At 49.4% G+C, this 22,895-nt stretch carries 19 protein-coding genes and 1 riboswitch; of the genes, 15 read left to right on the forward strand and 4 right to left on the reverse strand.

Features of this window, described 5'->3' with window-relative positions; all coding sequences use genetic code 11:
• Positions 1–7: 7 nt before the first annotated feature.
• From PGN_RS03350 to PGN_RS03380, 7 genes are all read left to right on the forward strand, one after another.
• Positions 8–1,096 carry a phosphotransferase enzyme family protein gene (locus tag PGN_RS03350; protein WP_012457711.1) on the forward strand — a complete coding sequence of 363 codons (1,089 nt, stop codon included), beginning with the start codon at positions 8–10 and terminating at the stop codon, positions 1,094–1,096.
• A 155-nt stretch (positions 1,097–1,251) separates the two neighbouring features.
• Positions 1,252–2,178: a PGN_0703 family putative restriction endonuclease gene (locus tag PGN_RS03355; protein WP_012457712.1), complete on the forward strand. Its 927-nt coding sequence runs from the start codon at positions 1,252–1,254 to the stop codon at positions 2,176–2,178.
• Between the two features lie 77 nt (positions 2,179–2,255).
• A riboswitch (cobalamin riboswitch) is annotated at positions 2,256–2,496 on the forward strand.
• Between the two features lie 196 nt (positions 2,497–2,692).
• The gene (locus PGN_RS03360; protein ID WP_012457713.1) at positions 2,693–4,966 is read left to right on the forward strand and encodes a TonB-dependent receptor; all 2,274 of its coding nucleotides are present in this window, start codon (positions 2,693–2,695) and stop codon (positions 4,964–4,966) included.
• 28 nt (positions 4,967–4,994) lie between these two features.
• A complete protein-coding gene (locus PGN_RS03365) occupies positions 4,995–5,876 on the forward strand; it encodes a sirohydrochlorin cobaltochelatase (RefSeq protein WP_012457714.1) in 882 nt (293 codons plus the stop codon).
• Positions 5,877–5,993: 117 nt separating this feature from the next.
• The gene (locus PGN_RS03370; protein ID WP_012457715.1) at positions 5,994–7,133 is read left to right on the forward strand and encodes an ABC transporter substrate-binding protein; all 1,140 of its coding nucleotides are present in this window, start codon (positions 5,994–5,996) and stop codon (positions 7,131–7,133) included.
• Complete coding sequence (locus PGN_RS03375; protein WP_004585219.1) at positions 7,130–8,200, forward strand: iron ABC transporter permease; 1,071 nt, start codon at positions 7,130–7,132, stop codon at positions 8,198–8,200. The genes PGN_RS03370 and PGN_RS03375 overlap by 4 nt, the downstream gene beginning before the upstream one ends.
• A gap of 43 nt (positions 8,201–8,243) precedes the next feature.
• On the forward strand, positions 8,244–9,002 hold the full coding sequence (locus PGN_RS03380) for an ABC transporter ATP-binding protein (protein ID WP_012457716.1): 759 nt from the start codon (positions 8,244–8,246) through the stop codon (positions 9,000–9,002).
• Between the two features lie 391 nt (positions 9,003–9,393).
• Here the strand turns inward: PGN_RS03380 and PGN_RS03385 are convergent, their stop codons facing one another.
• From PGN_RS03385 to PGN_RS11140, 4 genes are all read right to left on the reverse strand, one after another.
• Positions 9,394–9,987, reverse strand: coding sequence for an indolepyruvate oxidoreductase subunit beta (locus PGN_RS03385; RefSeq protein WP_004585221.1), 594 nt, complete (start codon positions 9,985–9,987; stop codon positions 9,394–9,396).
• Positions 9,988–10,013: 26 nt separating this feature from the next.
• Entirely contained in the window at positions 10,014–11,621 is a 1,608-nt protein-coding gene (locus tag PGN_RS03390; protein ID WP_012457717.1) for a thiamine pyrophosphate-dependent enzyme, read from the reverse strand.
• 77 nt (positions 11,622–11,698) lie between these two features.
• Positions 11,699–12,460 carry an SDR family oxidoreductase gene (locus PGN_RS03395; protein WP_012457718.1) on the reverse strand — a complete coding sequence of 254 codons (762 nt, stop codon included), beginning with the start codon at positions 12,458–12,460 and terminating at the stop codon, positions 11,699–11,701.
• A gap of 100 nt (positions 12,461–12,560) precedes the next feature.
• Complete coding sequence (locus PGN_RS11140; protein ID WP_230491452.1) at positions 12,561–12,674, reverse strand: DUF1661 domain-containing protein; 114 nt, start codon at positions 12,672–12,674, stop codon at positions 12,561–12,563.
• On the opposite strand from PGN_RS11140, the gene PGN_RS11805 reads away from it, so the two are divergent.
• The 8 genes from PGN_RS11805 (at position 12,655) to PGN_RS03430 (ending at position 22,869) form a co-directional block, all read left to right on the forward strand.
• Positions 12,655–12,729 (forward strand): DUF1661 domain-containing protein, encoded by a 75-nt coding sequence (locus PGN_RS11805; protein WP_230847076.1) that lies wholly within the window; start codon positions 12,655–12,657, stop codon positions 12,727–12,729. The two genes, PGN_RS11140 and PGN_RS11805, sit on opposite strands and share 20 nt — an antisense overlap.
• Positions 12,730–12,887: 158 nt before the next feature.
• Complete coding sequence (locus PGN_RS03400) at positions 12,888–14,081, forward strand: saccharopine dehydrogenase family protein (protein ID WP_012457720.1); 1,194 nt, start codon at positions 12,888–12,890, stop codon at positions 14,079–14,081.
• Positions 14,082–14,117: 36 nt separating this feature from the next.
• On the forward strand, positions 14,118–14,630 hold the full coding sequence (locus PGN_RS03405) for an isochorismatase family protein (protein ID WP_012457721.1): 513 nt from the start codon (positions 14,118–14,120) through the stop codon (positions 14,628–14,630).
• 202 nt (positions 14,631–14,832) lie between these two features.
• The gene (locus PGN_RS03410) at positions 14,833–16,167 is read left to right on the forward strand and encodes a TolC family protein (protein ID WP_012457722.1); all 1,335 of its coding nucleotides are present in this window, start codon (positions 14,833–14,835) and stop codon (positions 16,165–16,167) included.
• 39 nt (positions 16,168–16,206) lie between these two features.
• Complete coding sequence (locus PGN_RS03415) at positions 16,207–17,460, forward strand: efflux RND transporter periplasmic adaptor subunit (RefSeq protein WP_012457723.1); 1,254 nt, start codon at positions 16,207–16,209, stop codon at positions 17,458–17,460.
• A gap of 223 nt (positions 17,461–17,683) precedes the next feature.
• Positions 17,684–17,956: a hypothetical protein gene (locus tag PGN_RS11470; RefSeq protein WP_155243053.1), complete on the forward strand. Its 273-nt coding sequence runs from the start codon at positions 17,684–17,686 to the stop codon at positions 17,954–17,956.
• A gap of 153 nt (positions 17,957–18,109) precedes the next feature.
• Complete coding sequence (locus tag PGN_RS03425) at positions 18,110–20,461, forward strand: ABC transporter permease (RefSeq protein WP_012457725.1); 2,352 nt, start codon at positions 18,110–18,112, stop codon at positions 20,459–20,461.
• 38 nt (positions 20,462–20,499) lie between these two features.
• The gene (locus tag PGN_RS03430) at positions 20,500–22,869 is read left to right on the forward strand and encodes an ABC transporter permease (protein WP_012457726.1); all 2,370 of its coding nucleotides are present in this window, start codon (positions 20,500–20,502) and stop codon (positions 22,867–22,869) included.
• Positions 22,870–22,895 lie beyond the last annotated feature (26 nt).

Here is a 22,895-nt window from a genome sequence, read left to right on the forward strand (position 1 = left end):
ATAACGCATGAAGCAACTGAATGAAATAGTAGCACATTTCCACACCGAGGGAAGCGTGGCAGAGATCGCACCCTTAGGTGCCGGTCTTATCAATGACACTTACAAGGTGGCAACAGCCGAAGCCGATGCACCTGACTACGTTTTGCAACGAATCAATCACACCATATTCAAAGATGTGGAAATGCTACAGGCCAATATTACGGCTGTAACGGCACACATCCGGCGCAAGCTGACCGAATCGGGAGCCGATGACATCGAACGGAAAGTGCTCACCCTCGTCACAAGCGATGGGGACAAGACATATTATTACGATGGAGAAAACTATTGGAGGATGATGGTTTTTATTCCCCGAGCACAAACCTTCGAGGCGGTAACACCCGAATATTCACGGTATGCGGGACAAGCATTCGGCAGCTTCCAAGCCATGCTGTCGGACTTACCGGACGAACTGGGCGAAACCATTCCCAACTTCCATAATATGGAGTTCAGGCTCGGCCAACTACACGATGCCTTAAAGACTGATCCGGTAGGACGCGCTGAGGAAGTTCGTTACTACATCGATGAAATAGAAAAGCGAGCAGAGGAAATGTGCAAGGCGGAACGTCTGCATCGTGAGGGAAAACTGCCCAAACGGGTATGCCACTGCGACACGAAGGTAAACAACATGCTTTTCGACGAAGACGGACATGTACTTTGCGTCATCGACCTCGACACCGTGATGCCGAACTTTATTTTCTCCGACTATGGCGACTTTCTCCGTACCGGAGCCAACACCGGCGAAGAGGACGACAAAGACCTTGACCATGTAAACTTCGACATGGAAATCTTCAAGGCCTTTACCGAAGGATACCTGAAGGGGGCAAGCTCTTTCCTCACCGACGTCGAAATAGAGAATCTCCCGTACGCCGCAGCACTATTTCCCTATATGCAGTGTGTGCGCTTCCTGACGGACTACATCAATGGCGATACGTATTATAAGATCAAGTACCCCGAACACAATCTGGTACGCACTCGTGCACAGTTCAGGCTGCTACAGAGTGTAGAGGACTGCATGCCACAGATGCAAGCTTTTATCGACCAATGTCTTAGGTATTAAGCTCTTGACGTTTACTAATGTCAGCTACAGACACACTTTCCTAAAGACAAGAAGACTCCACCGACTTTAGTGGCTCTTCGCACAATCCTTGCGGATACGATGAAGCAGGACTTAAAGTCGCTTAACGTTCAAGTTTTTTGATATAAAAGTTAATCATGAAAGATTATAAAAAAAAGCAGCAGGATAAACAAGCTGAACTTTGTCACATATGCTGTGGAGAAGAGACTGGTGGTAAGTATATCCTTTCTGATGTATGGAACAATATATTCCATGGCATTAGAGAAAAAGTAGAGGAAGCTGACAAATTCAAAGAAATTAAGTGGTGGAAAAGTAGAAAACCAACAGGCAATATGTGTTCCTCGCAGGTTGCATGTATCAATCACCTTTTTTCTTTTCGAGATAATCGAGATGCCGTATTGGCAATTCTCAATGCTCTGCCAAGCCACAAGGGAAAATTTGAAGATGTAGAGACCTATAATGGACATTACATTTCTTTTGAAGTGGAGAGCGACTATGCGCGTGAAAGAATGGGGGAAGATCCCCAGCATCCGACCCAGATAGACGCTCTCATTCTTGCAAAAGATACGGATGGCAAACGCTGGATTATCCCTATCGAATGGAAATACACTGAAAGCTATGGGCCAAAGTCTTTGTACAAAGAAGAGAGGGGCAATCGGTATAATGGATTCATATCCACGATAGGCTGCTTCAAGGAGGATAAAATAAAAGTAGAGGATCTTAAGAACTCTCTATTTTATATCAACCCATTTCATCAAATGATGAGACAAACCCTTTGGGCGAAACTTCTTACGAGTGATGAATGTACTGAGAAGGAACTAAAAGCAGAAGAATATCTACATGTATTCGTGGCTCCTAATGCGAATGAACGACTTTATAAGCCCGAAAGGAGAGATAAAACGCTTAACCGCTTGCACGACCTTGAACGATGGGAGAAAGAATATCTTGCTGACCCCTCACTATTTATCTGTATTGACCCCAAAGACCTTTTTGAGGAAGTTCTCGATCAATTAGGGGAGAGCGAGCTGAAAGAATATTTATCTAAGAGATATTGGTGTGATTAACAAACATAATACGATGTATCTTATTTGGCAAGATGCAGATTGTACTGTGCTTAACGTTCATATAAAAGCTATACTTTTGCCTTTGAAAAGACTGAAGTAACCGTTTCTTTCATGAAGACGGTGCAAGGGAATCCGGTGCAATTCCGGAGCTGAGCCCTCAGCTGTAATGCTTCGATGTCACTTCTCCTAACAAGAGGTGATGGGGTGGATAGTCAATCGCGATGGTCACTGTAGAAGGGCGTAGTCCCCTATGGGAAGGCCGACGAAGACCCGATAAGAAGCTAAGCCAGAAGACCTGCTTTAGTAGATTTGTTCTAATAGAACTCCAGGGATTGAGGAGTGTTTAGAAAAGGCGTATTCTGCCGATTCGTCATTGGGCTTTGCATATTTGATTAGGCAAGCAGGTCAATGTATCATCTTTCGGCGGTTTTCAAGATCCATCGGTTCGTTCCGATGGTCTCTTTCTTTGCAGCATCCTTGTCCCGCTCTTATGTGACATTTTTTAGTAACGATTATGCGGACAAAAACTATCTTTTTTGCGATTATCTCTTTTATTGCTCTATTGTCGTCTTCTCTGTCGGCTCAGAGCAAAGCCGTTTTAACCGGTAGTGTGTCGGATGCCGAAACCGGAGAGCCTCTTGCCGGTGCTCGAATCGAAGTCAAACACACCAACATAGTAGCCGGTGCCGATGCCGGCGGACATTTCGAGATCAAGAACCTGCCGGCAGGGCAGCATACTATTATATGTTCGTTGGGGGGGTATGGACAGAAAGAGGAGGTGGTTGCCATCGAAGCCGGACAGACCAAAATGATCTCTTTTGCATTGCGACTGCGAACGAACAACTTGGAGGAAGTCGTCGTTACCGGTACCGGTACACGTTACCGCTTGGTCGATGCTCCTGTGGCAACGGAAGTCCTTACCGCAAAGGACATAGCCTCTTTCTCGGCTCCTACTTCCGAGGCCTTATTGCAGGGGCTGAGTCCGTCTTTTGACTTCGGTCCCAATCTGATGGGCTCTTTCATGCAGCTGAACGGCCTTAGCAGTAAGTATATCCTCATCCTTATCGATGGTAAGCGTGTGTACGGCGATGTAGGTGGTCAGGCCGATTTGAGTCGTATTTCTCCTGATCAGATCGAACGGATCGAACTGGTGAAAGGTGCTTCGAGTTCGCTCTACGGATCCGATGCCATCGCCGGGGTAATCAATGTGATCACAAAAAAGAATACGAATCGACTGAGTGCATATACGTCACATCGCATATCGAAGTACAACGATCGGCAAACCAATACTTCGCTCGATATAAACATCGGTAAGTTCAGTAGCAATACCAACTATTTCTTCTACCATACGGATGGCTGGCAGAATAGTCCGTTCGAAATAAAAAAGAAAAAAGGATCCGGCGAACCGATCTTGGAAGAAACGTATAAGAAAACTTTTCGTGCACAGGAAAATCAGGGTGTAAGCCAATCGCTTTCCTATTATGCAACTAACAATCTTAGCTTCAGTGGAAATGTGCAGTACAATAAACGTCAGATCTTCACTCCGACCTTTTCCGAAAAGAAGGCCTATGACATGGATTATCGTGCTTTGACGGCTTCACTCGGTACGAACTATCTTTTCCCCAATGGTCTGCATACGCTTTCTTTCGATGCCGTCTACGATCGCTTCCGTTTCGGATATTTGTATCATGACAAGGACAGCAGTGAGAGCCTGATCAACAACCAAGGTCAGACCGAGCAACCCACATTCTTTCCGGGTCAGCTACGCAACAAAAACGATCAAATCCGATACACGGCAGAGGCTCGCGGTGTATTTACACTGCCTTATGCGCAGAAACTGACCGGCGGTTTGGAGTATTTCCGTGAGGAATTGATCTCTCCCTATAATTTGATTACCGACAAGGCAGATGCTTCCACGCTCTCTGCTTATGTACAAGATGAATGGAAACCGCTCGATTGGTTCAATATGACAGCCGGTTTCCGTCTGGTACACCATCAGGAGTTCGGTACACGAATGACGCCTAAGGTATCCATACTCGCCAAGTATGGGCCGCTGAACTTCCGCGCTACGTATGCGAACGGCTATAAGACTCCCACGCTGAAAGAGCTTTTTGCACGGAACGAACTCACCACTATGGGTTCGCACAATCTCTATCTCGGCAATGCGGATCTTAAGCCACAGATGTCGGATTATTATGCTTTGGGCTTGGAGTACAATAAAGGCCCTATCTCGTTCAGTGCAACGGTTTATGACAATGAACTTCGCAATCTGATCTCCTTTATTGATATACCGACCTCACCCGAGCACGAAGCTCAGGGAATCAAGAAAACCAAGCAGTATGCCAACAAAGGAAAAGCTCGCAGCCGCGGCCTTGATGTCCTATGTGATGCCTCTATCGGTTGGGGTATCAAGTTAGGAGCCGGATACAGCCTCGTGGAAGCTAAGAATCTCCAGACGGATGAGTGGCTGGAAGGAGCTGCCCGCCATCGTGCCAATGTGCACGCCGATTGGGCTCACTACTGGGGTCAGTATAGACTTGGCGTGAGCCTTTTCGGCCGTATTCAGAGCGAGCGTTACTACAAAGACGGCAATGCTCCGGACTATACCTTGTGGCGACTCGCCACATCGCATCGTTTCGCTCATTTCCGCCACATCATCCTGGATGGAACGCTCGGTATAGACAACCTGTTCGACTACGTGGATGATCGTCCTATGGGTGTCAATTATGCTACCGTAACGCCGGGACGTACTTTCTTTGCTCAAATAGCGATTCGATTCAATAACTAATGTCTCACAAATTAATTTAAGAACAGAGATGAAAAAACTGATTTTAGCGACTTTGGGACTTATGGCCATTGCCATGCTCTCATGTTCAAGCAACAACAAGGATTTGGAGAACAAAGGGGAGGCTACTCTTTTGGTAACGTTTGGTAGCTCCTATAAAGCTCCACGCGAAACCTATGCGAAGATTGAGAAGACTTTTGCCGCAGCTTATCCCGATCAAAGGATAAGCTGGACATACACGTCTTCTATTATCCGAAAGAAACTGGCTCAGCAGGGTATTTATATCGATGCTCCGGATGAGGCTTTGGAGAAATTGGCTCGTCTGGGTTATAAGAAGATCAATGTACAGAGTCTTCATGTGATTCCCGGCCGAGAATATGATGAGATGATCGACTTTGTCAATAAGTTTAAGGCAGCACATGGTGATATTACTGTGAAGGTAGGGGCTCCGCTTTTCGATACTGATGAAGATATGCGCGAGGTGGCAGAGATCTTGCACAAGCGTTTTCAGCAAACGATAGAGAAAGGTGAAGCTATTGTATTCATGGGACACGGCACCGAGCATGCTGCCAATGACAGGTATGCCCGTATCAATAAGATCATGAAGAACTATAGCAAGTTCATGATCGTCGGAACCGTTGAGTCCGATCCCTCTATCAATGATGTTATTGCCGAACTGAAAGAAACCGGTGCCACGGCCGTAACAATGATGCCGCTGATGAGTGTGGCAGGCGACCATGCTACGAATGATATGGCCGGAGATGAGGACGATAGCTGGAAGACGTTGCTGACCAATGCCGGCTACACTGTTTCTATAGACAAGCTGGACAATGGCAATTTCTCAGCTCTTGGAGATATAGAAGAGATCCGGAATATCTGGCTCAAGCATATGAAAGCCACCTCTGCTCGCTAAGGACGGGCGGATATGCAATGAGACAATCAAGCAATTAAGTTACGAGAGCACTTATCGAGAAGAAGGACTTGCCGATTTCTCGATGAGTGCTCTTTCTTTTTCCACCCAAGCAAATTGATGAGACGATATTCTGTCACTTTCTTTTTGTCGGCTATTCTCTTTCTGATAGGGGCCGGCTGCAATCGTACCCGTACCCAAGAGCAAAAGGCAACCTCCGCCATATCCTCCGACAGTCTGCATCCACAGTATGCAGAGGGTTTCCGTCTTGATGCTGGCGAAGGATGTTATCTTCTTTCCATCGAAGATCCGCAGCAGGAATCGCACAAGGAATATCGCTTCGCTTTGGTTCCGAAAGGGACATATCCGGTTATTCCTGAAGGATATACTGCCGTGACCATACCGGTAGAGAGGGTGGTGTGTATGACTACGCTCCAGCTTTCTAATTTTATTGCTCTGGATGCGCAGTCTCTGGTGGCAGGAATATCCAGTACCCGATATTTGAGGGATTCTGTCATGAAAGCACAGCTTCAAGACGGTCGTACGCAGAAAATAGGTATCGAGGGAAATTTCGATCGCGAGGTAGTCATGTCGTTGCAGCCGGATTTGATCCTGATTTCGCCTTTCAAGCGTGGGGGATACGATGTGTTGGAACAAGTATCCGTACCCTTGATACCCCATTTAGGCTATAAAGAGCTGACACCTCTCGGTCAGGCAGAGTGGGTGAAGCTTATCGGCCTTCTTACGGGACAGTACGATAAGGCTTGTCGTTTTTTTTCGGAGATAGAAACACGCTACCATACTTTGACCGGATATGCCGATGAAGTGACCGATCGGCCGATTGTCTTTAGCGGAGAGATGCGCGGAGGCAACTGGTACGCCGTAGGAGGAAAGAGCTATCTGGCACAGCAAATACGCGATGCCGGAGGAGAGTATTTCCTGAAAGACGATCAGCGATCCGGTGGTGTTTCCCTCGACTTCGAGACGGTCTACAGCCGATCCGATTCGGCTCGCTACTGGCGAATCCTCAACAGCTATCCCGGGGAGTTCGGTTACGAAGCTTTGAAAGCCGAAGACAGCCGATATGCCGATTTCAGGGCATTCAAGGAAAAAGGCGTGATATACTGCAACCTGAGGGAAACAGCCTTCTACGAACTCATGCCCATGCATCCCGATTGGGTGCTGGCCGATCTTATCGCTATCTTGCACCCCAGACTACTTCCCGACCACCAACCGCATTTCTATTATTTGCTCCAATGACATCCGTCAGCCACTTACGTACAATTTCTGTCGCAGGTATCCTGGCTGCGCTGGGAGGGGCTGTACTCATTCTCTTCGGGGTTAATCTCTTCCTCGGCTCGGTGGCTATTCCGATGAGCGAGATCTTCCGACATCTTTTTTCAGATCGTCCCGAAGGAGGAGAAGCACTCGTGCACTACAATATCCTGTGGAAATCCCGCCTGCCCGAAGCCCTTACGGCTGCTTTTGCCGGCGCAGGTTTATCCGTTAGTGGCTTGCAGATGCAGACCGTCTTTCGCAATCCTTTGGCCGGTCCGTCCGTTCTCGGCATCAGCTCCGGTGCCAGTTTGGGGGTTGCTTTGGTCGTTCTGCTGAGCGGCTCGCTGGGAGGAGTGGCATTGAGCAGCCTGGGTTATATGGGCGAGGTGGCCATGAATATAGCCGCTGCCGTAGGCTCACTGGCAGTAATGGGGCTGATCGTTTTTGTCAGCACCAAGGTGCGCAGCCACGTTACGCTGCTCATTATCGGCGTTATGATCGGATATGTAGCCACAGCCGTCATCGGGGTATTCAAGTTTTTCAGTATCGAAGAAGATATTCGGGCATACGTAATTTGGGGGTTGGGCAGCTTTTCCCGTGCCACGGATTCGCAACTGAGTTTCTTTGCCATTCTGATGTTGATCTTTATTCCGGCCGGTATGCTCCTTGTCAAGCAGTTGAATCTCTTATTGCTGGGAGAAAGCTACGCGCGCAATCTGGGACTGAATACTCGTCGGGCACGGCTGCTCGTGATCTCTTCCGCCGGTTTGCTCATCGCTGCCGTCACGGCCTATTGCGGTCCCATCGGCTTTTTGGGGATGGCTGTGCCACACTTGGCACGGGTTATCTTTCACACATCGGATCATCGGATCCTGATGCCTGCTACCTGTTTGATCGGAAGTGCTCTGGCTCTTTTCTGCAATATCATCGCTCGTATGCCGGGGTTTGAGGGGGCTTTGCCCGTCAATTCCGTAACGGCTTTGGTGGGAGCACCTATTATCGTCACCGTTTTGTTCCGGCGCAGACGCTTCAAGGAAGAAACCGACTGAGGCCAACAGCCTCCGCAATCCCTATCCGCAAACGTTATTATCAATGGAGAAGTCAATAGAGCTGAGCCGGCTTGCTATCGGATATCGAACCAAATCCGGAGACCGCATCGTGGCCTCCGGTCTGGAAGCTCATCTCCATGCCGGACAATTAACGGCTCTGCTCGGTGTGAATGGTGCCGGCAAGAGTACGCTCATGCGTACGATGGCAGGATTCATGAAGCCCTTATCGGGACAAATACATCTACTGGGGCGGTCATTGGACAGCTATAAAGAGATAGAAATAGCCAAACGTATAGGCGTAGTGCTGACCGATAATTGCCGGATCGCCGGAATGACGGCAGGCGAACTCGTCGCATTGGGGCGTAGCCCTTATACCGGATTCTGGGGCAGATTGCAGAAAGGAGACAGAAAGCTCGTGGCAGAAGCCGTAGAACGTGTGGGAATCGCTCCGCTGATCAATCGCGAACTAACTACGCTCAGCGATGGAGAGAGACAAAAAGTAGTCATCGCAAAAGCCCTGGCACAGCAGACACCGATCATCTTCCTCGACGAACCGACGGCTTTCCTCGATTATCCCAGCAAGATGGAACTGTTGCACCTCTTGCACAGCCTGGCCCATGATACCGGCAGGACTATCTTCCTCTCCACTCATGATCTGGATGCCATTTTGCCCATGGCCGATCACGTTTGGCTGCTGGACAAGGAGCGTTCTTTCCGTGAGGGCACGCCGGCATCTTTGGCCTCTGCGCTTGAAGATTATTTCGGCTATATCCATCCTTCTCCCACATTAGAGCCGGTGTAGTCGCTGGTGTATAATCCCGATAGCTTTGCTCCCCCAATCAAAGCTATCCGGACAGCCCGATCGTTCCCCTTCTCTTTCCTCTTTCAGTTATAATGAGCCGAAGTATAGCTCCTTTCGGTATAGGAATCCATGCCGTTTGACCTGCCGGCGCGTATGCGCCGACTTATACCATAAGAGCTGTGTCTGTAAAAGCGGAAAAGGAGTGTGCCAAATGCAGTGAACCCTGAAAGTTCGATACAAAACATTCAGGGTTCACTTCAAAACCGCTCGATCACGATCTTCACACACCCTCTCTTCTTATGCCCGAAGAGAATGAAGTATTCTCTTCTTCTCTCTTTCGAATGGGCAAGGGAAAGTCAGACGAAAAGGGGAAGGGACTTCCCTTTACCCTTTATTTTCCGGCTGCGTATCGGAGGGCAAACTCGCGTCCTGCATTCAGAGCCTTGAGGTTCATATCCACCACCTCTTGTCCTTTGCGGCTGAAAATAGCTTCGATACCGCCTGCCAGATAGTCGAAAGGAATCTCAATGAAGGGAGAAGCGGCTCCGAGCATCACGAAGTTGGATGCACGGACATTGCCTACCTCATCACGGGCGATGCTGTCCGCATCGATCAGAACGTGATGGGGAAGAGATTCGATCTTGGAGATAACTGACGTAGTCTCGGGATAGTTCGGAATGTTGATGAACGGAACCGTATTGGTCACTACATAACCGTCAGGTTTCAAATAAGGAAGATAGCGCAATGCTTCCATCGGCTCCACGGAGAGGATAAGATCCGCTCCCCCGATAGGGATCAGGTCAGAGTAAATGGGTGCATCCGACAAGCGCAGAAAAGACTGTACGTCACCACCTCGCTGGCTCATGCCATGGGTTTCGGCCTGCTTCAAATACAAATTGTTGGTCAGAGCAGCCGAACCGATAGCTGCTGCAATGGACAAAATGCCTTGGCCTCCGACACCGGCCAAAATAATATCTGTTTTCATTTCTTTATTTCCTCCTACTTCAATGGTTATTCCTTGGCCTTTGCACGTTTGGCAGCTTTGGCGTCGCGAGCATGCTTTTGGATGCAGACGCGACGGGGAATGATGACGGATACACCTTCATAGTTGATTTCTTCCCGGATGATGCTGCATAGTTCGTCATGATTCTTGGGTACCGGCAACAGCTCCTTGATGTGATCGGGATCTACTCCGATACCGCGACAGATGGCCTCTACCTTGCCGTATGCAGACGAATGCTGACCTCCGGTCATGGAGATGGATTCATTGTCCGAGATAATCACCGTAATGTTGCTATTCTCATTGATGGCATCGAGAAGACCCGTTATTCCGGAGTGAGTGAAAGTAGAGTCGCCGATTACAGACACAGCCGGGAACAAGCCGGCATCGGCAGCCCCTTTGGCCATCGTGATAGATGCACCCATATCCACGCAGGAATTGATGGCTTCATAAGGAGGCAAAGCACCAAGCGTATAACATCCGATATCGGAGAAGACACGTCCGTTGGGATATTCTGTAAGAACCTCGTTCAGCGCATCGTACACATCGCGGTGGCTACAGCCTTTGCACAGGGCGGGCGGACGTGCCGCAACGAGATCGGGGATAGGTTCTCCCTCCACGACCGGTATATTGAAGGCTTTTGCCACATGATCCGGATTCAACTCTCCATCACGGGGCAATGTGCCATCGAGACGACCTTTGATCCGCTCCAAACCGGGGAAGCCTTTTAGTAGCTGTTCTACCACGGGATAGCCTTCTTCCATGACTACGATGTCACCGCATTCGTTGAGCAATCGCTCCATCTGCTTGTGAGGGATAGGATACTGCGTTACTTTGAGAACGGGATAAGGCACCTGAGCCTTGAAAGCCTCCATCAGGTAGTTGTATGCGATACCGCATGCCACTATACCCTTGGACTTATCAGCGGCATCGATATATTCGGTATAGGGTGAGTTCTCGGACTCCCGTACGAAATCGGTCTGCTTGTCGAGGAGGATTCTGTATCTTTTCTTAGCAATACCGGGGAGCAATACATATTGGCGTTTGTCTTCCGGCAGGTGCAATTCGTTCTCTCCGATCGGCTCGGTCGGAACGACACCGGCACGAGAGTGAGCGAGACGAGTCGTAATACGCATCATGACGGGTGTACCCAAACGTTCGGATAGATCGAAGGCAAGGCGCGTCATGTCATAAGCTTCCTGTTGGTTGGATGGCTCCATCACAGGAATCATGGCAAACTGGCCATACACGCGAGAGTCTTGTTCATTTTGAGACGAGTGCATAGAGGGGTCGTCGGCAGCAACGATCACCATACCGCCATTCGCACCGGTGATGGCAGCATTCATAAAGCAGTCTGCTGCTACGTTCATCCCCACATGCTTCATACATACGAGAGCGCGCTTGCCTGCGTAGGACATGCCGAGAGCTGATTCCATAGCGGTTTTTTCGTTTGCCGCCCATTCCCGATGGACATTTCTTTCCTTAGCCATCCGAGAGTTTTGGATATGCTCGGTGATTTCCGTAGAGGGAGTACCGGGGTAGGCATATACGCCGGATATACCTGCATCCAAAGCAGCTTGGGCTATAGCTTCTACCCCCAACAACAATTGTTTTTGCATAATGATATTCCTTTTATAATGTGATAACTATGAATCTATGACCAAACAAATGCGACTATCGTTTGGCCTCTTTGTGATCAAACTTGTTTGAAAAAGTGTCCGCTGCCGGCCTGCGCTTTCGGCATGACCACCATATCGTTGATACAGATATTATCAGGCAGGTTCAGTACGGCCGCAATACACTCCGCTATGTCGTTCGCACAGAGAGGAGTGAAGCCCTTGTACACGGCATCGGCCTTGGCCTGATCATCATGGAAGCGCACCAGCGAGAACTCCGTCTCCACTGCTCCGGGACAAATCTGTGTGACTTTGATGCCATAAGGAAGCATATCTATACGCATCGCCTTCGAAAGAGCATCTACGGCATGCTTCGTGGCACAATAGACATTGCCGTTAGAGTAAACTTCCTTGCCGGCAATAGACCCGATATTGATGATATGGCCGGCACTACGGGCTATCATACCCGGGCTGATTGTGCGAGTTACGTAGAGGAGTCCTTTGATATTAGTATCTATCATACATTCCCAGTCTTCAATGTCACCGGACTGTATGGGGTCGAGTCCCGCTGCCAAGCCGGCATTATTCACGAGGACGGAAACGGCCTGCCAAGGATCAGGCAAATTGCCCAAATGGGCTTCTACTTCTTCGCGATTGCGGACATCGAAAGAGAGCGGGAGGATTTCGACAGGGTATTCAGCTCTTATTTCATCGGCTATGTTTTGCAAACGTTCGGAGCGTCGTCCCGTGATGATAAGGTTATAACCGAGCGATGCCAAGCGGCGAGCCGAAGCTGCACCGATGCCGGATGTGGCTCCGGTGATTAATGCGATAGGGTTCATTATTATTGGGTAAGGTTGTACCGAGATGTCGTATTCGGATTTCGTTTCCCCAAAAGTACAAAAAAGAGACCGTGTAACATGACTAACTTAAACTTCCTTTTTAGTCCGGATCAGTTTTGTCGGAAATACGAACCGCAAATGATCTGATTGTGGCGCGTGTTTTCTGAACGAAGTGGCGCGAGAACTTTTTCGTTGTGGCGCGAGAATTTTTCACTTCCCGAACCAAAATAAAAAAGTTTACGCACCACGTTTTATGGCGTGGCGTGTAAGAAGATTTTGGCGCGTAGGCCGATCCTGCATGAGATGCATCTCTACGCTTTAGGGGGGCCGGGTGAGTGGGGGCGGAATCTTTTTGCCGATTTGTTGGCCTGTTCTCTTTATCTTTGCGCTACAGGCGAGTAATAATCATACAAAGAATCATATAAAAATGGGTAAAGTCCTCATTATCGGGGCCGGCGGTGTAGGTACCGTTGTGGCCAAGAAGGTGGCTATGAACACCGATGTATTCACGGAGATCATGTTAGCCAGCCGCACGAGAAGCAAGTGCGACAAGATTGCGTCCGAAATCAAAAACATCCGGATCCAAACCGCTCAGGTCGATGCCGACAATGTGGAAGAACTGGTGGCTCTGTTCGAGAGTTTCAAACCGGAATTGGTGATCAACGTAGCACTTCCCTATCAGGATCTGACGATCATGGATGCCTGCCTGCGCTGTGGGGTGAACTATCTCGATACGGCCAACTACGAGCCTCTCGACGAAGCCAAGTATGAATACAGTTGGCAGTGGGCTTATCAGGATCGTTTTCGCAAGGCCGGCCTGACTGCTATCCTGGGTTGCGGCTTCGATCCGGGTGTGACGAGTGTATATACGGCTTATGCGGCCAAGCATCATTTCGATGAGATTCATTATCTCGATATTGTGGACTGCAATGGTGGCGACCACCACAAGGCGTTTGCCACGAACTTCAATCCCGAAATCAACATCCGTGAGATCACTCAGAAGGGTAAGTATTGGGAGAACGGCCGTTGGATAGAGACCGAACCGCAGGAAATACATAAGACGCTGGCCTATCCGAGTATCGGTGAGCGCGAGTCCTATCTCCTCTATCATGAGGAACTGGAATCACTCGTGAAGAATTTCCCGACGATCAAGCGCGCCCGTTTTTGGATGACGTTCGGACAGGAATATCTGACTCATCTTCGCGTGATGCAGAATATCGGTATGACGCGCATCGACCCGATCATGTACAATGGCGTGGAGATCGTCCCCATCCAATTCCTCAAAGCCGTGCTGCCCAACCCGGGAGACCTCGGTGAGAACTATACGGGCGAGACGAGTATCGGCTGTCGCATCCGTGGGATCCGCGATGGTAAGGAGCATACCTATTATATCTGGAACAACTGCAGCCACGAGGTCGCCTACAAAGAGACGGGAACGCAGGGTGTAAGCTATACGACGGGTGTCCCTGCCACAGTAGGAGCCATGATGTTCATGAAGGGTATCTGGCGCAAGCCCGGTGTCTTCAATGTGGAGGAGTTCGATCCCGATCCGTTCCTCGAAGAGGTAGCCAAGCAGGGTCTTCCTTGGCACGAGAAGCACGACATCGACTTGGAGCTCTAACCCTCTGTAAAGAAGAAGAAAGAAAGGCATAGAGCTATGGTACTTTTGATCGTGGATCCGCAGGTGGATTTCGTAAGCGGTTCGTTGGCTGTCGAAGGTGCACCGAAAGCCATGAAGGCTTTGGCTGAATATATGGCTGCACATCGGAAGGAGATAAAGTCTATCGTCGTGACGATGGATCAGCATCCGGCCGATCATTGCAGCTTCGTGGCACAGGGCGGACAGTGGCCGTCGCATTGTGTCCGCTATACGGTGGGAGCCGCTATCGAACCATGCATTGCGGAGGCTCTGGCTGCTTGTTCGGCCGAGGGTATCCCTGTCGAAATGATAGAGAAGGCTACTACGCAGGAGCGCGATGCTTACAGTGCCTTCGAGACGGAAGTACCCGATTCGTTGCGCTCGGCCGAACGTATAGTCATGGCCGGAATAGCGGGCGATTACTGCGTGCGTCAGAGCGTGCTCGATCTGGAGCGTCATGGTCTCGGCGAGCGCATCGAACTTCTCAAGGAGGGAATTGCCTATATAGCGGAAGAGGAAAACCGGCCATAAAACGCTTCCTTGCTCTTTCTCCCTCGCGGAGGAAGCCTTTCCTTTCAGAGGATATACTGTCCAATAATTAGACGCCGATGTCTAATTATTGGACAGCTCCTTTTTAGGGGTAATGGTGTAAAGCGTTTGTTTACAGTGCTGTATGGAGTTTGGCACGGCATTTGAGACTATTCTTGTATAGAAAACATCATATCGGAATAATATGCGTTTCCAACATTATCTCATCTGTACGGCTGCCGTAGCGGCTTTGGCTGCGAATCCCCTTACGGGCCAATCGAATATGACCCTCGAAGAGTGCATAGACTATGCACGCCGGCACAGTTCGGCCGTGGCTCTGTCCGCTGCGGAACTGGAGCAGTCCAAGGCCGATTACCTTCAGGCCGTCGGCAATTTTCTGCCCCGAGTATCGGCCGGAACCGGTGCTTCGTGGAATTTCGGACGCGGATTGGATGCCGAGACAAATACCTACACCGACATCAACAGCTTCAACAATTCGTACAGCATACATGCCACGATGACCCTTTTCGACGGTTTGCAGAGTGTCTATCGGCTGCGGATGGCGCATGCACGCCGGGAGGCTTCGCGCCTCTCCGTTCGCGAGCAGCAGGAGCTGGCAGCTCTCGGCACCACGGAGGCCTACTACGACCTCGTCTATGCGCGCCAAATGCAAGAGCTGGCCATGCAGAAGTACGAGGAGAGTAGCCGCCTCCACCGGCAGACGGCTCGAATGGAAGAGCTGGGAATGAAGAGCCGTCCCGATGTCCTCGAGATGCAGTCGCGAATGGCCGGTGACCGTTTGGCCCTGACTCAAGCGGACAATCAGTGCATCATCGCTCTGATCCGGCTCAAAGAAAAAATGAACTTCCCCATCGACGACGAACTCGTCGTAGACGATATGCCGGCTGACAGCCTCTCTGCCGACATGGCCGAATCGGACAGCTCGGCCGGCGTCTTCGCCCGTGCTACCCATCATCATCCCGTCCTCCTCCGTGCCAAACTCGACGAGCAGGCTGCCTCCGACCGTTTGCGAGCCGCGCGAGGTGCATTCCTGCCGAGTGTGTCGGTATCCGGAGGATGGAACACGGGATTCTCACGCTTTTTGAACGGATCGGACTATACGCCCTTCAGCGAGCAGTTTCGGAACCGTCGGGGGGAATATATCAGTCTGAATCTGAGTATCCCCATCTTTTCGGGATTCAGCCTCGTGAGCAATCTGCGTCAGGCGCGCGCCGATCGCAGGGCGGCAAGCGTCCGACGGGGCGAAGCGGAGCGCAGGCTCTACAGCGAGATCGCCCAAGCCATGGCCGACCGGGATGCCGCTCTGGCTTCCTACCGCCAGGCGAAGGAGCATACCGACGCCATGCAAGCCGCTTACGAAGCCGTCTTGCAGCGTTATGAGGAAGGGCTGAATACGGCCATCGACCTGACCACTCAGGCCAATCGGCTCCTGGATGCCCGTGTGCAGCGACTGAGAGCGGCCATGACTTACCGGCTCAAATGCAAACTCATAGCTTATTACGGCTGCCTTTCGGACTAAAGCTTTTCTTTACTCCCGTTCGCATCAAATCATACCATCATGGATAGAAAAATAGAAAAAAAGAAGACGCTCATCCCCCGTAAATATTATCCCTATGCAGGGGGAGCAATAGTAATACTTGCCTTGGCGGCGTGGGCCGTATTCGGCAATCACAGCACCAAGTTCAGAGCCGAACGCGCTCGGATCAGCATCGACAGCGTGCGCCGGGGCGAGTTCAACGACTATGTCCGCATCAACGGTCAGGTACAGCCCATCAACTCCATTCAGATCAGTGCCGTAGAGGGCGGAATGGTGGCGGAGAAAACCGTGGAGGAGGGTGCCATGGTGCACAAGGGCGACATCATCGTGAGGCTGACCAATCCGATGCTGAACCTGAATATCCTCGACAGCGAAGCGCAGCTTGCCGAGAAGCAGAACTTCCTGCGCAATACGCAGGTGACCATGGAGCAGGACAGGCTCAACCTGAAACGCGAAAGCCTCAACCTCCGACTGGATATAGAGCGAAAAAAGCGGAAAGCCGAGCAATACGCCCGACTCTATAAGGAAAAACTCTGTTCGCGCGAGGAGTATCTGCAAGCCGGCGAGGACTACCAATATGCCGTGGAGGGCAGCAGGCTCGTCATGGAACGGCAGCGGCAGGATTCGCTCTACAGGGGGATACAGGTGCGGCAGATGGAGGAGAGCCTCCATAATATGCGTCGCAATCTGGAGATGGTGCGCGCCCGTGTGGAAGACCTGAACGTGAAGGCACCGGCCGACGGTCAGTTGGGGCTTTTGGACGTGGAGATAGGGCAGACGGTAGGAGCCGGCAGTCGCATCGGACAGATCAACGTCCTGTCCGACTACAAGGTGGAGGCTATGATAGACGAGCACTATATCGATCGGGTCAAAGCCGGTTTGGCCGCTTCGTTCGAACGGCAGGGCAGGGACTTCTCCCTTCGCGTTCGGAAGGTGTACCCCGAAGTTCGGGACAAGCAGTTCCGCACCGACTTCGTATTCGACGGAGAGCGACCCGACAATATCCGCACAGGCCAGACCTACTACATCAATCTGCGCCTCGGACAGCCGTCCGAAGCCATCATGATCCCGCGCGGAGCCTTCTATCAGAATACCGGTGGACGGTGGATATTCGTCGTTACGCCCGACGGCAAGCGAGCCGTTCGCCGGGACATCACGATCGCCCGTCAGAATCCGCAGTATTACGAAGTTACCTCCGGCCTGCATGCCGGCGAGATGGTCATCACCTCTTCGTATGATATGTTCGGCGATGCAGAAGAAATTATCCTGAATTGACCCACCTATAAGCTCTGTGTACAAAAGAAACGATATGACTCTTATCCTTTTTCCTCTCTTGAAGAATCGAATCATGCGGATCTGTCTTATAAATTCATCCTTACAGAGTTGTAAAGAGGAATTTATACAACGAAATTCCTCGCTGCAAGCCTGCGATTATAAATTTCGGAAGCGAAATTCCTCTCTGCAAGCTTGCAGGAAGCGATTTCGGCGAAAAAATTCCTTGCTGCAGCTTGCAGGAAGCTACTTTGGCGAAAAAATTCCTATTTGCAGCTTGCAAGAAGCGATTTCGGCAAAAAAATTCCTGTTTGCAGCTTGCAAGAAGCAATTTCGGCAAGAAAATTCCTGTTTGCAGGCCTGCGGCTATAAATCTCGGAAGCAAAATTCCTCTCTGCAAGCTTGCAGCATGAAATTTCGACAAGCGAAATTCCACACTGCAAGCCTGCAATATGAAATTTCGGCGAAAAAATTACTCGCTGCAAGCTTGCGGCTATAAATCTCGGAAGCAAAATTTGTCACTGCAAGCATGTAACAGTATTTTCTGCAACCGAAATCACCGTCTGCAAACTTGAATCAAAGAGATACTAATCATAAGACAATTATTTTCTCAATAAAATAATCATTACTTCCATATTTAGTCATAGCTATCATGCGTACTTATTTCAAATTCCTCAGCCGCAACAAACTCTACACCTTCGTTACCATCGTAGGCTTTGCCCTCTCGCTCATATTCGTCTTGCTGCTTAGCTTCTATGTACGGCGCGAACAGCAAGCCGATCGTATTCATACCGATTACAAACGTATCTATCAGTACAATGTCGAGAGTAAGAATAACTGGAGCGGATTTATCTGTTGCTATCCTGCCGGAACGCTCATTCGCGAGCAGGTACCCGATGTGGAAGAGATATGCCGCATCAGCGAATACAACGACAAGGAATACATCTTTATCGGTGCCGACAAGCAAAACGGGTTGATTGCCTCCCATCTTTCGGTCGAATCCAACTTCTTTACTTTCTTCGACGGCTATAAACTCCTTGAGGGTGATCCCAAAACTGTCCTTTCCGAGCAGAACAGTGCCGTTATTTCCTCCGCGTTGGCGGCTCGTATCTTCGGCAACATGTCTCCCATCGGGCAGGAGATTTCGTTTTTCGATTTTTCCAAAAACAAGCAGACCTTTCGGATCACGGGCATCATGGAGCCGATGCCGGATAACTGCCATATCAGACCGGCCGAACTCCTTTTCTATCAGGAGCCCAAAGAAAACAACTACAACAACGGCAACTATGCCCTCTATCTCAAAGCTCGCGAAGGAGCCGACCTCACGGCACAACTACCTGCCGTGCAGAAAGCCGTCCAAGGCAAAGATGTCATATTCGCTTTCGACGAGAAGGCCGAGGTGAAGCTCCATCCGCTGGAGAAATGCTATCCGGAGCCGCTATTCCCCAATGAATACGCCATGATGGTGCAAAAAGGAAATCCCGCCCGCACGCGCATACTCATTGCCATCACCCTTTTGGTCCTGATCATTGCCATCATCAGCTATATCAATCTGACCCTCGCGCAGGGAGGCAGCCGCGGCAATGAGGTCGCCCTCAGAAGGCTCTGGGGAAGTAGCCGTCTCGCCATCGTGCGCCGCCTCTGGTTCGAATCGCTTCTGCTCATCTTCCTGAGCACGCTGCTGGCCGTATTCGGCATGTTCGCCCTTGAACCCGTATTCGATCGCCTGTTCGATACGCATCTCTATCTGGCACGGCATATTTCGCTCACGCTCATCCTACTGCTAATCGGCTTCATGCTCCTGCTGAGCATCGTGTGTGCGGCCCTGCCCGCATGGTTCATATCGCGGTTTCGTCCGATCGAGGTGGTCAGCGGCAAGTTTCGCCGTGTGGTCAAAAGCAGCTTCTCGCAGATTATGGTCATTTCCCAGTATGCCATTACGATGATCCTGCTGAGCTGTACCATGGTAATGGCCGTGCAGATCGACTATATGACCAACTCCGACATGGGCTACGATTACAGGAACAAACTGATCATAGACGTTTTCGGACTGGATCCGCAGATCGTCAGTACGATGAGAACCGAAATAGCCAAAATCCCCGGCATAACGGGTATAGGCCTCACGCGTGGTACTCCGCTGAACGGAGGCAACAACAACTCTTCCGAATACCGTGGCAGGCCTCTCTCCATGCAGATTTTCTCCATAGACTCCGTGGCACTGAGCCTGTTCGATCTGAAGATGAAGCCCAACGGTCGCAAGGCCGACAAGCCCGATCGCACCCTCTATCTCAGCCGATCGGCCTACAACGATTTCGATGTAGCCAATCTGCCGGACGGTGTCATTCATTGGGGCAAAGCCGGTGAGTTCTATTATTGCGGCGATGCTCCCGAGGTTCACTTCGGCGGATTCAAGGAGCCGCATCCGAGCTATCTCTTCATCCCTTATCCCCAGTCATCCGCCTGGTCGTGGTCCGTACTGGTCGGCTATTCGGAAGGGGCCGATCCGGAGCAGTTGATTCAAAGCATACAGGCCGTTTACTCCCGTATTACGGGGCAGCCCTATACCGAAATCCTGCGTTCGGAAGACATCATAGCCTCGCACAGTGAGGAGGAACGTTCGCTTAGCGGTTTTCTTCTCCTCTTCAGCATTCTGGCATTGGTCGGCACGGTGATGAGCGTCTTTGCCATGGCAGCTCTGCGCATTCGTCACAAGCAAAAAGAAATAGCCATCCGCAAGGTGGTGGGAGCACGCGAAGTGCAGATATTGCAGATTATCGGCCGCCGCAGCCTGTGGAATCTGCTCAACGCCTTCGCCGTGGCCACTCCCGTCTCCTATCTGGTCATGAACCGCTGGCTGCAAGGCTATACCTATCATGCCGATATGCCTTGGTGGGTATTCCCCGCATCGCTTCTCTTCGTCTCCGCAGTAGCCATGCTCTCCATGCTCAGCATGGCCATGAACGCTGCATCGAGCAATCCCGTGGATTACCTCAAAAACGAATAAGGAAAGAATCAGCATCCCCCCAAAAAACGATTACCGCTATGCGTACTTATTTCAAATTCCTCAGCAGAAACAAACTCTACACCTTCGTTACCGTATTCGGTTTCTCCGTATCTCTGATGTTTGTTATTCTACTGGGATTCTATGTGCAGGGGGAATTATCTGTGGATAATTTTCACTCTAAAGGAGATCGAATCTATATGCTCCGTTCAGAATTACATGCTTGTCTTTCGAATCCTGCTCCTGCGTATGTGCAGGAACTGGTGCCGGAAGTAGAAGCATATTGTCGTATTGCTAATGCCGATCTATACATCGAGACAACAGATGGAGAAAAAATTAAAACCTCTATCCTTCTTGTAGACAGTACCTTTTTTACAATATTCGACTTTAAGCTACGAACAGGGCAACCTGATGATGTACTATCGCTTCGTCGCTCTATCGTATTGACACCCGAAACAGCGCGTCGTTTCTTTGGAAATGACGATCCGAAAGGGCGAATTTTACATGATAAATTGACCGTCTCGGGCATTATGGAGCCAATTCCTTTTTACAGCCAATTCCCACAGGTAGATGCGGTGGTAAGCTATGATTATATCGAGGAATTATTTGGAAGTGAATTGCTTTCCGGCTGGGGATATTTTCAGTTTTCAGCTTATTTCCTGATGAAGCCACATACCAATATCCAGGCTAAAGCGAAAGTCTTGGAAAAAATCTTTACGGGAGAAGAAAGTCCATTAGGTTTGTGGCGTAGTGGATATGCCAAAGAAGTACATTTTGTGCCACTGAAGAAATGTTATTATGATCCATTGGTAATAACTTCGCGATTCGATATTCGTAAAAATGATGCATCCAAAGTATATATATTACTAGCAATAGTATTACTTATTCTCTTTATAGCTATTCTCAATTATATCAATTTGACCGTAGCTCAAGCCGGATTCAGAGGAAAAGAGGCTGCTGTTCGTCGTTTGTTAGGTGAAAGTCAGAAGGGATTGATAAGACGGTATCTTGGTGAATCTTTTTTGATAACCTTTATATCGTTTCTATTAGGATTGCTATTGGCTTTTATGTTAGAACCGTTTTTCGATCGTGTATTAGATACAAGGATCAATCTTATCAGCAGATTTACATATCAAACCATCATAGTAATAGTATCATCTATCGTTATATTGTCTTTTGCTTCTGGTCTTTTGCCCTCAATAGTTATATCACATTTCAAACCTATTGAAGTGGTCAAGGGATACTTTTCCTATCGTATCAAAAGTAATTATTCGCATTTCCTTGTCATCCTTCAATATACAGTTTCACTGATACTTGTTACGTGTAGTTTGATTATTTTAATGCAGTCTCACTTTCTGATTCATACAGATTTAGGTTTTCGGACTCATGGAATAATGCTAATATCTAACAACTTAGATTCTGTCCCACAAGAATCTCTTCGCAATGAAATACAAAAGATACCCGGTGTCGATATGGTTTCTTTCAGTTCCGGTAACCCTGTTAATATTGCTAATAATGTAGCGTTCAATGATGATGGTGAACGAGCTCAATTTACTTGGGAAATGATGATCGATTCTTTATTTTTCGACTTTTTTGAAATTAAGCCTAAATATATCACCCAAGAACCGAGAGAGGTGCTATTCAATGGAGATCGCTTTAGGAAAACGCATTTGATGCCATCTTGGGCTACGGCTTCTATGGTCAATGTGGTGCACCCTGATCCAAACACACACGAATTCACTCGAGGCAGTTATAAACAATATGATGGTCTTACACATGTCATGGTCGGAATATTGCCTGAAATAAAATATAGGCCTCTGAATGAGTCACAAGATCCTTTGCTGATCTATCCGCTACAAAGAGGTCAATATCCATGGACAACTATGGTACGTGTACGAGATAGTATTGATCGAAAAGCAGTAGAAAAAACAATATTGGAAACCTATAAACGCATAGGAAATGTTGATGACGTAAAATGGCATTGGGCGGAAGACATCATTCTGGATCGATACAAGTCGCAGACCAATCTGTCGCAGCTCATTTCCGCCTTTGCCTTGCTCACCGTCCTCATTATGGTGATGGGCGTCTTCGCCATGAGCCTCTATATGATCAAGCAGAAAGAGAAAGAGATCGCCCTTAGAAAGGTCAATGGTGCCACGGTGGCTACCATACTGGCCATGCTCAATACCCAGTCGCTCCGCCGTTTCGGTATAGCTCTGCTCATAGCTCTGCCTGTATCGTGGTGGGCTATGGATCGCTGGCTCCAGACATTCGCTTTTCACATTAGGCTGGACTGGTGGGTATTTGTCGTTGCTGCCCTCATCGTCTTGCTGCTATCGCTCGTGAGCACATCGCTTCAGAGCTGGCGGGCAGCCTGCGCCAATCCCGTGGATTACCTCAAAAACGAATAATAACCTTAAACGACATATAGCACATC

The organism is Porphyromonas gingivalis ATCC 33277, assembly GCF_000010505.1.
Lineage (GTDB): Bacteria > Bacteroidota > Bacteroidia > Bacteroidales > Porphyromonadaceae > Porphyromonas > Porphyromonas gingivalis.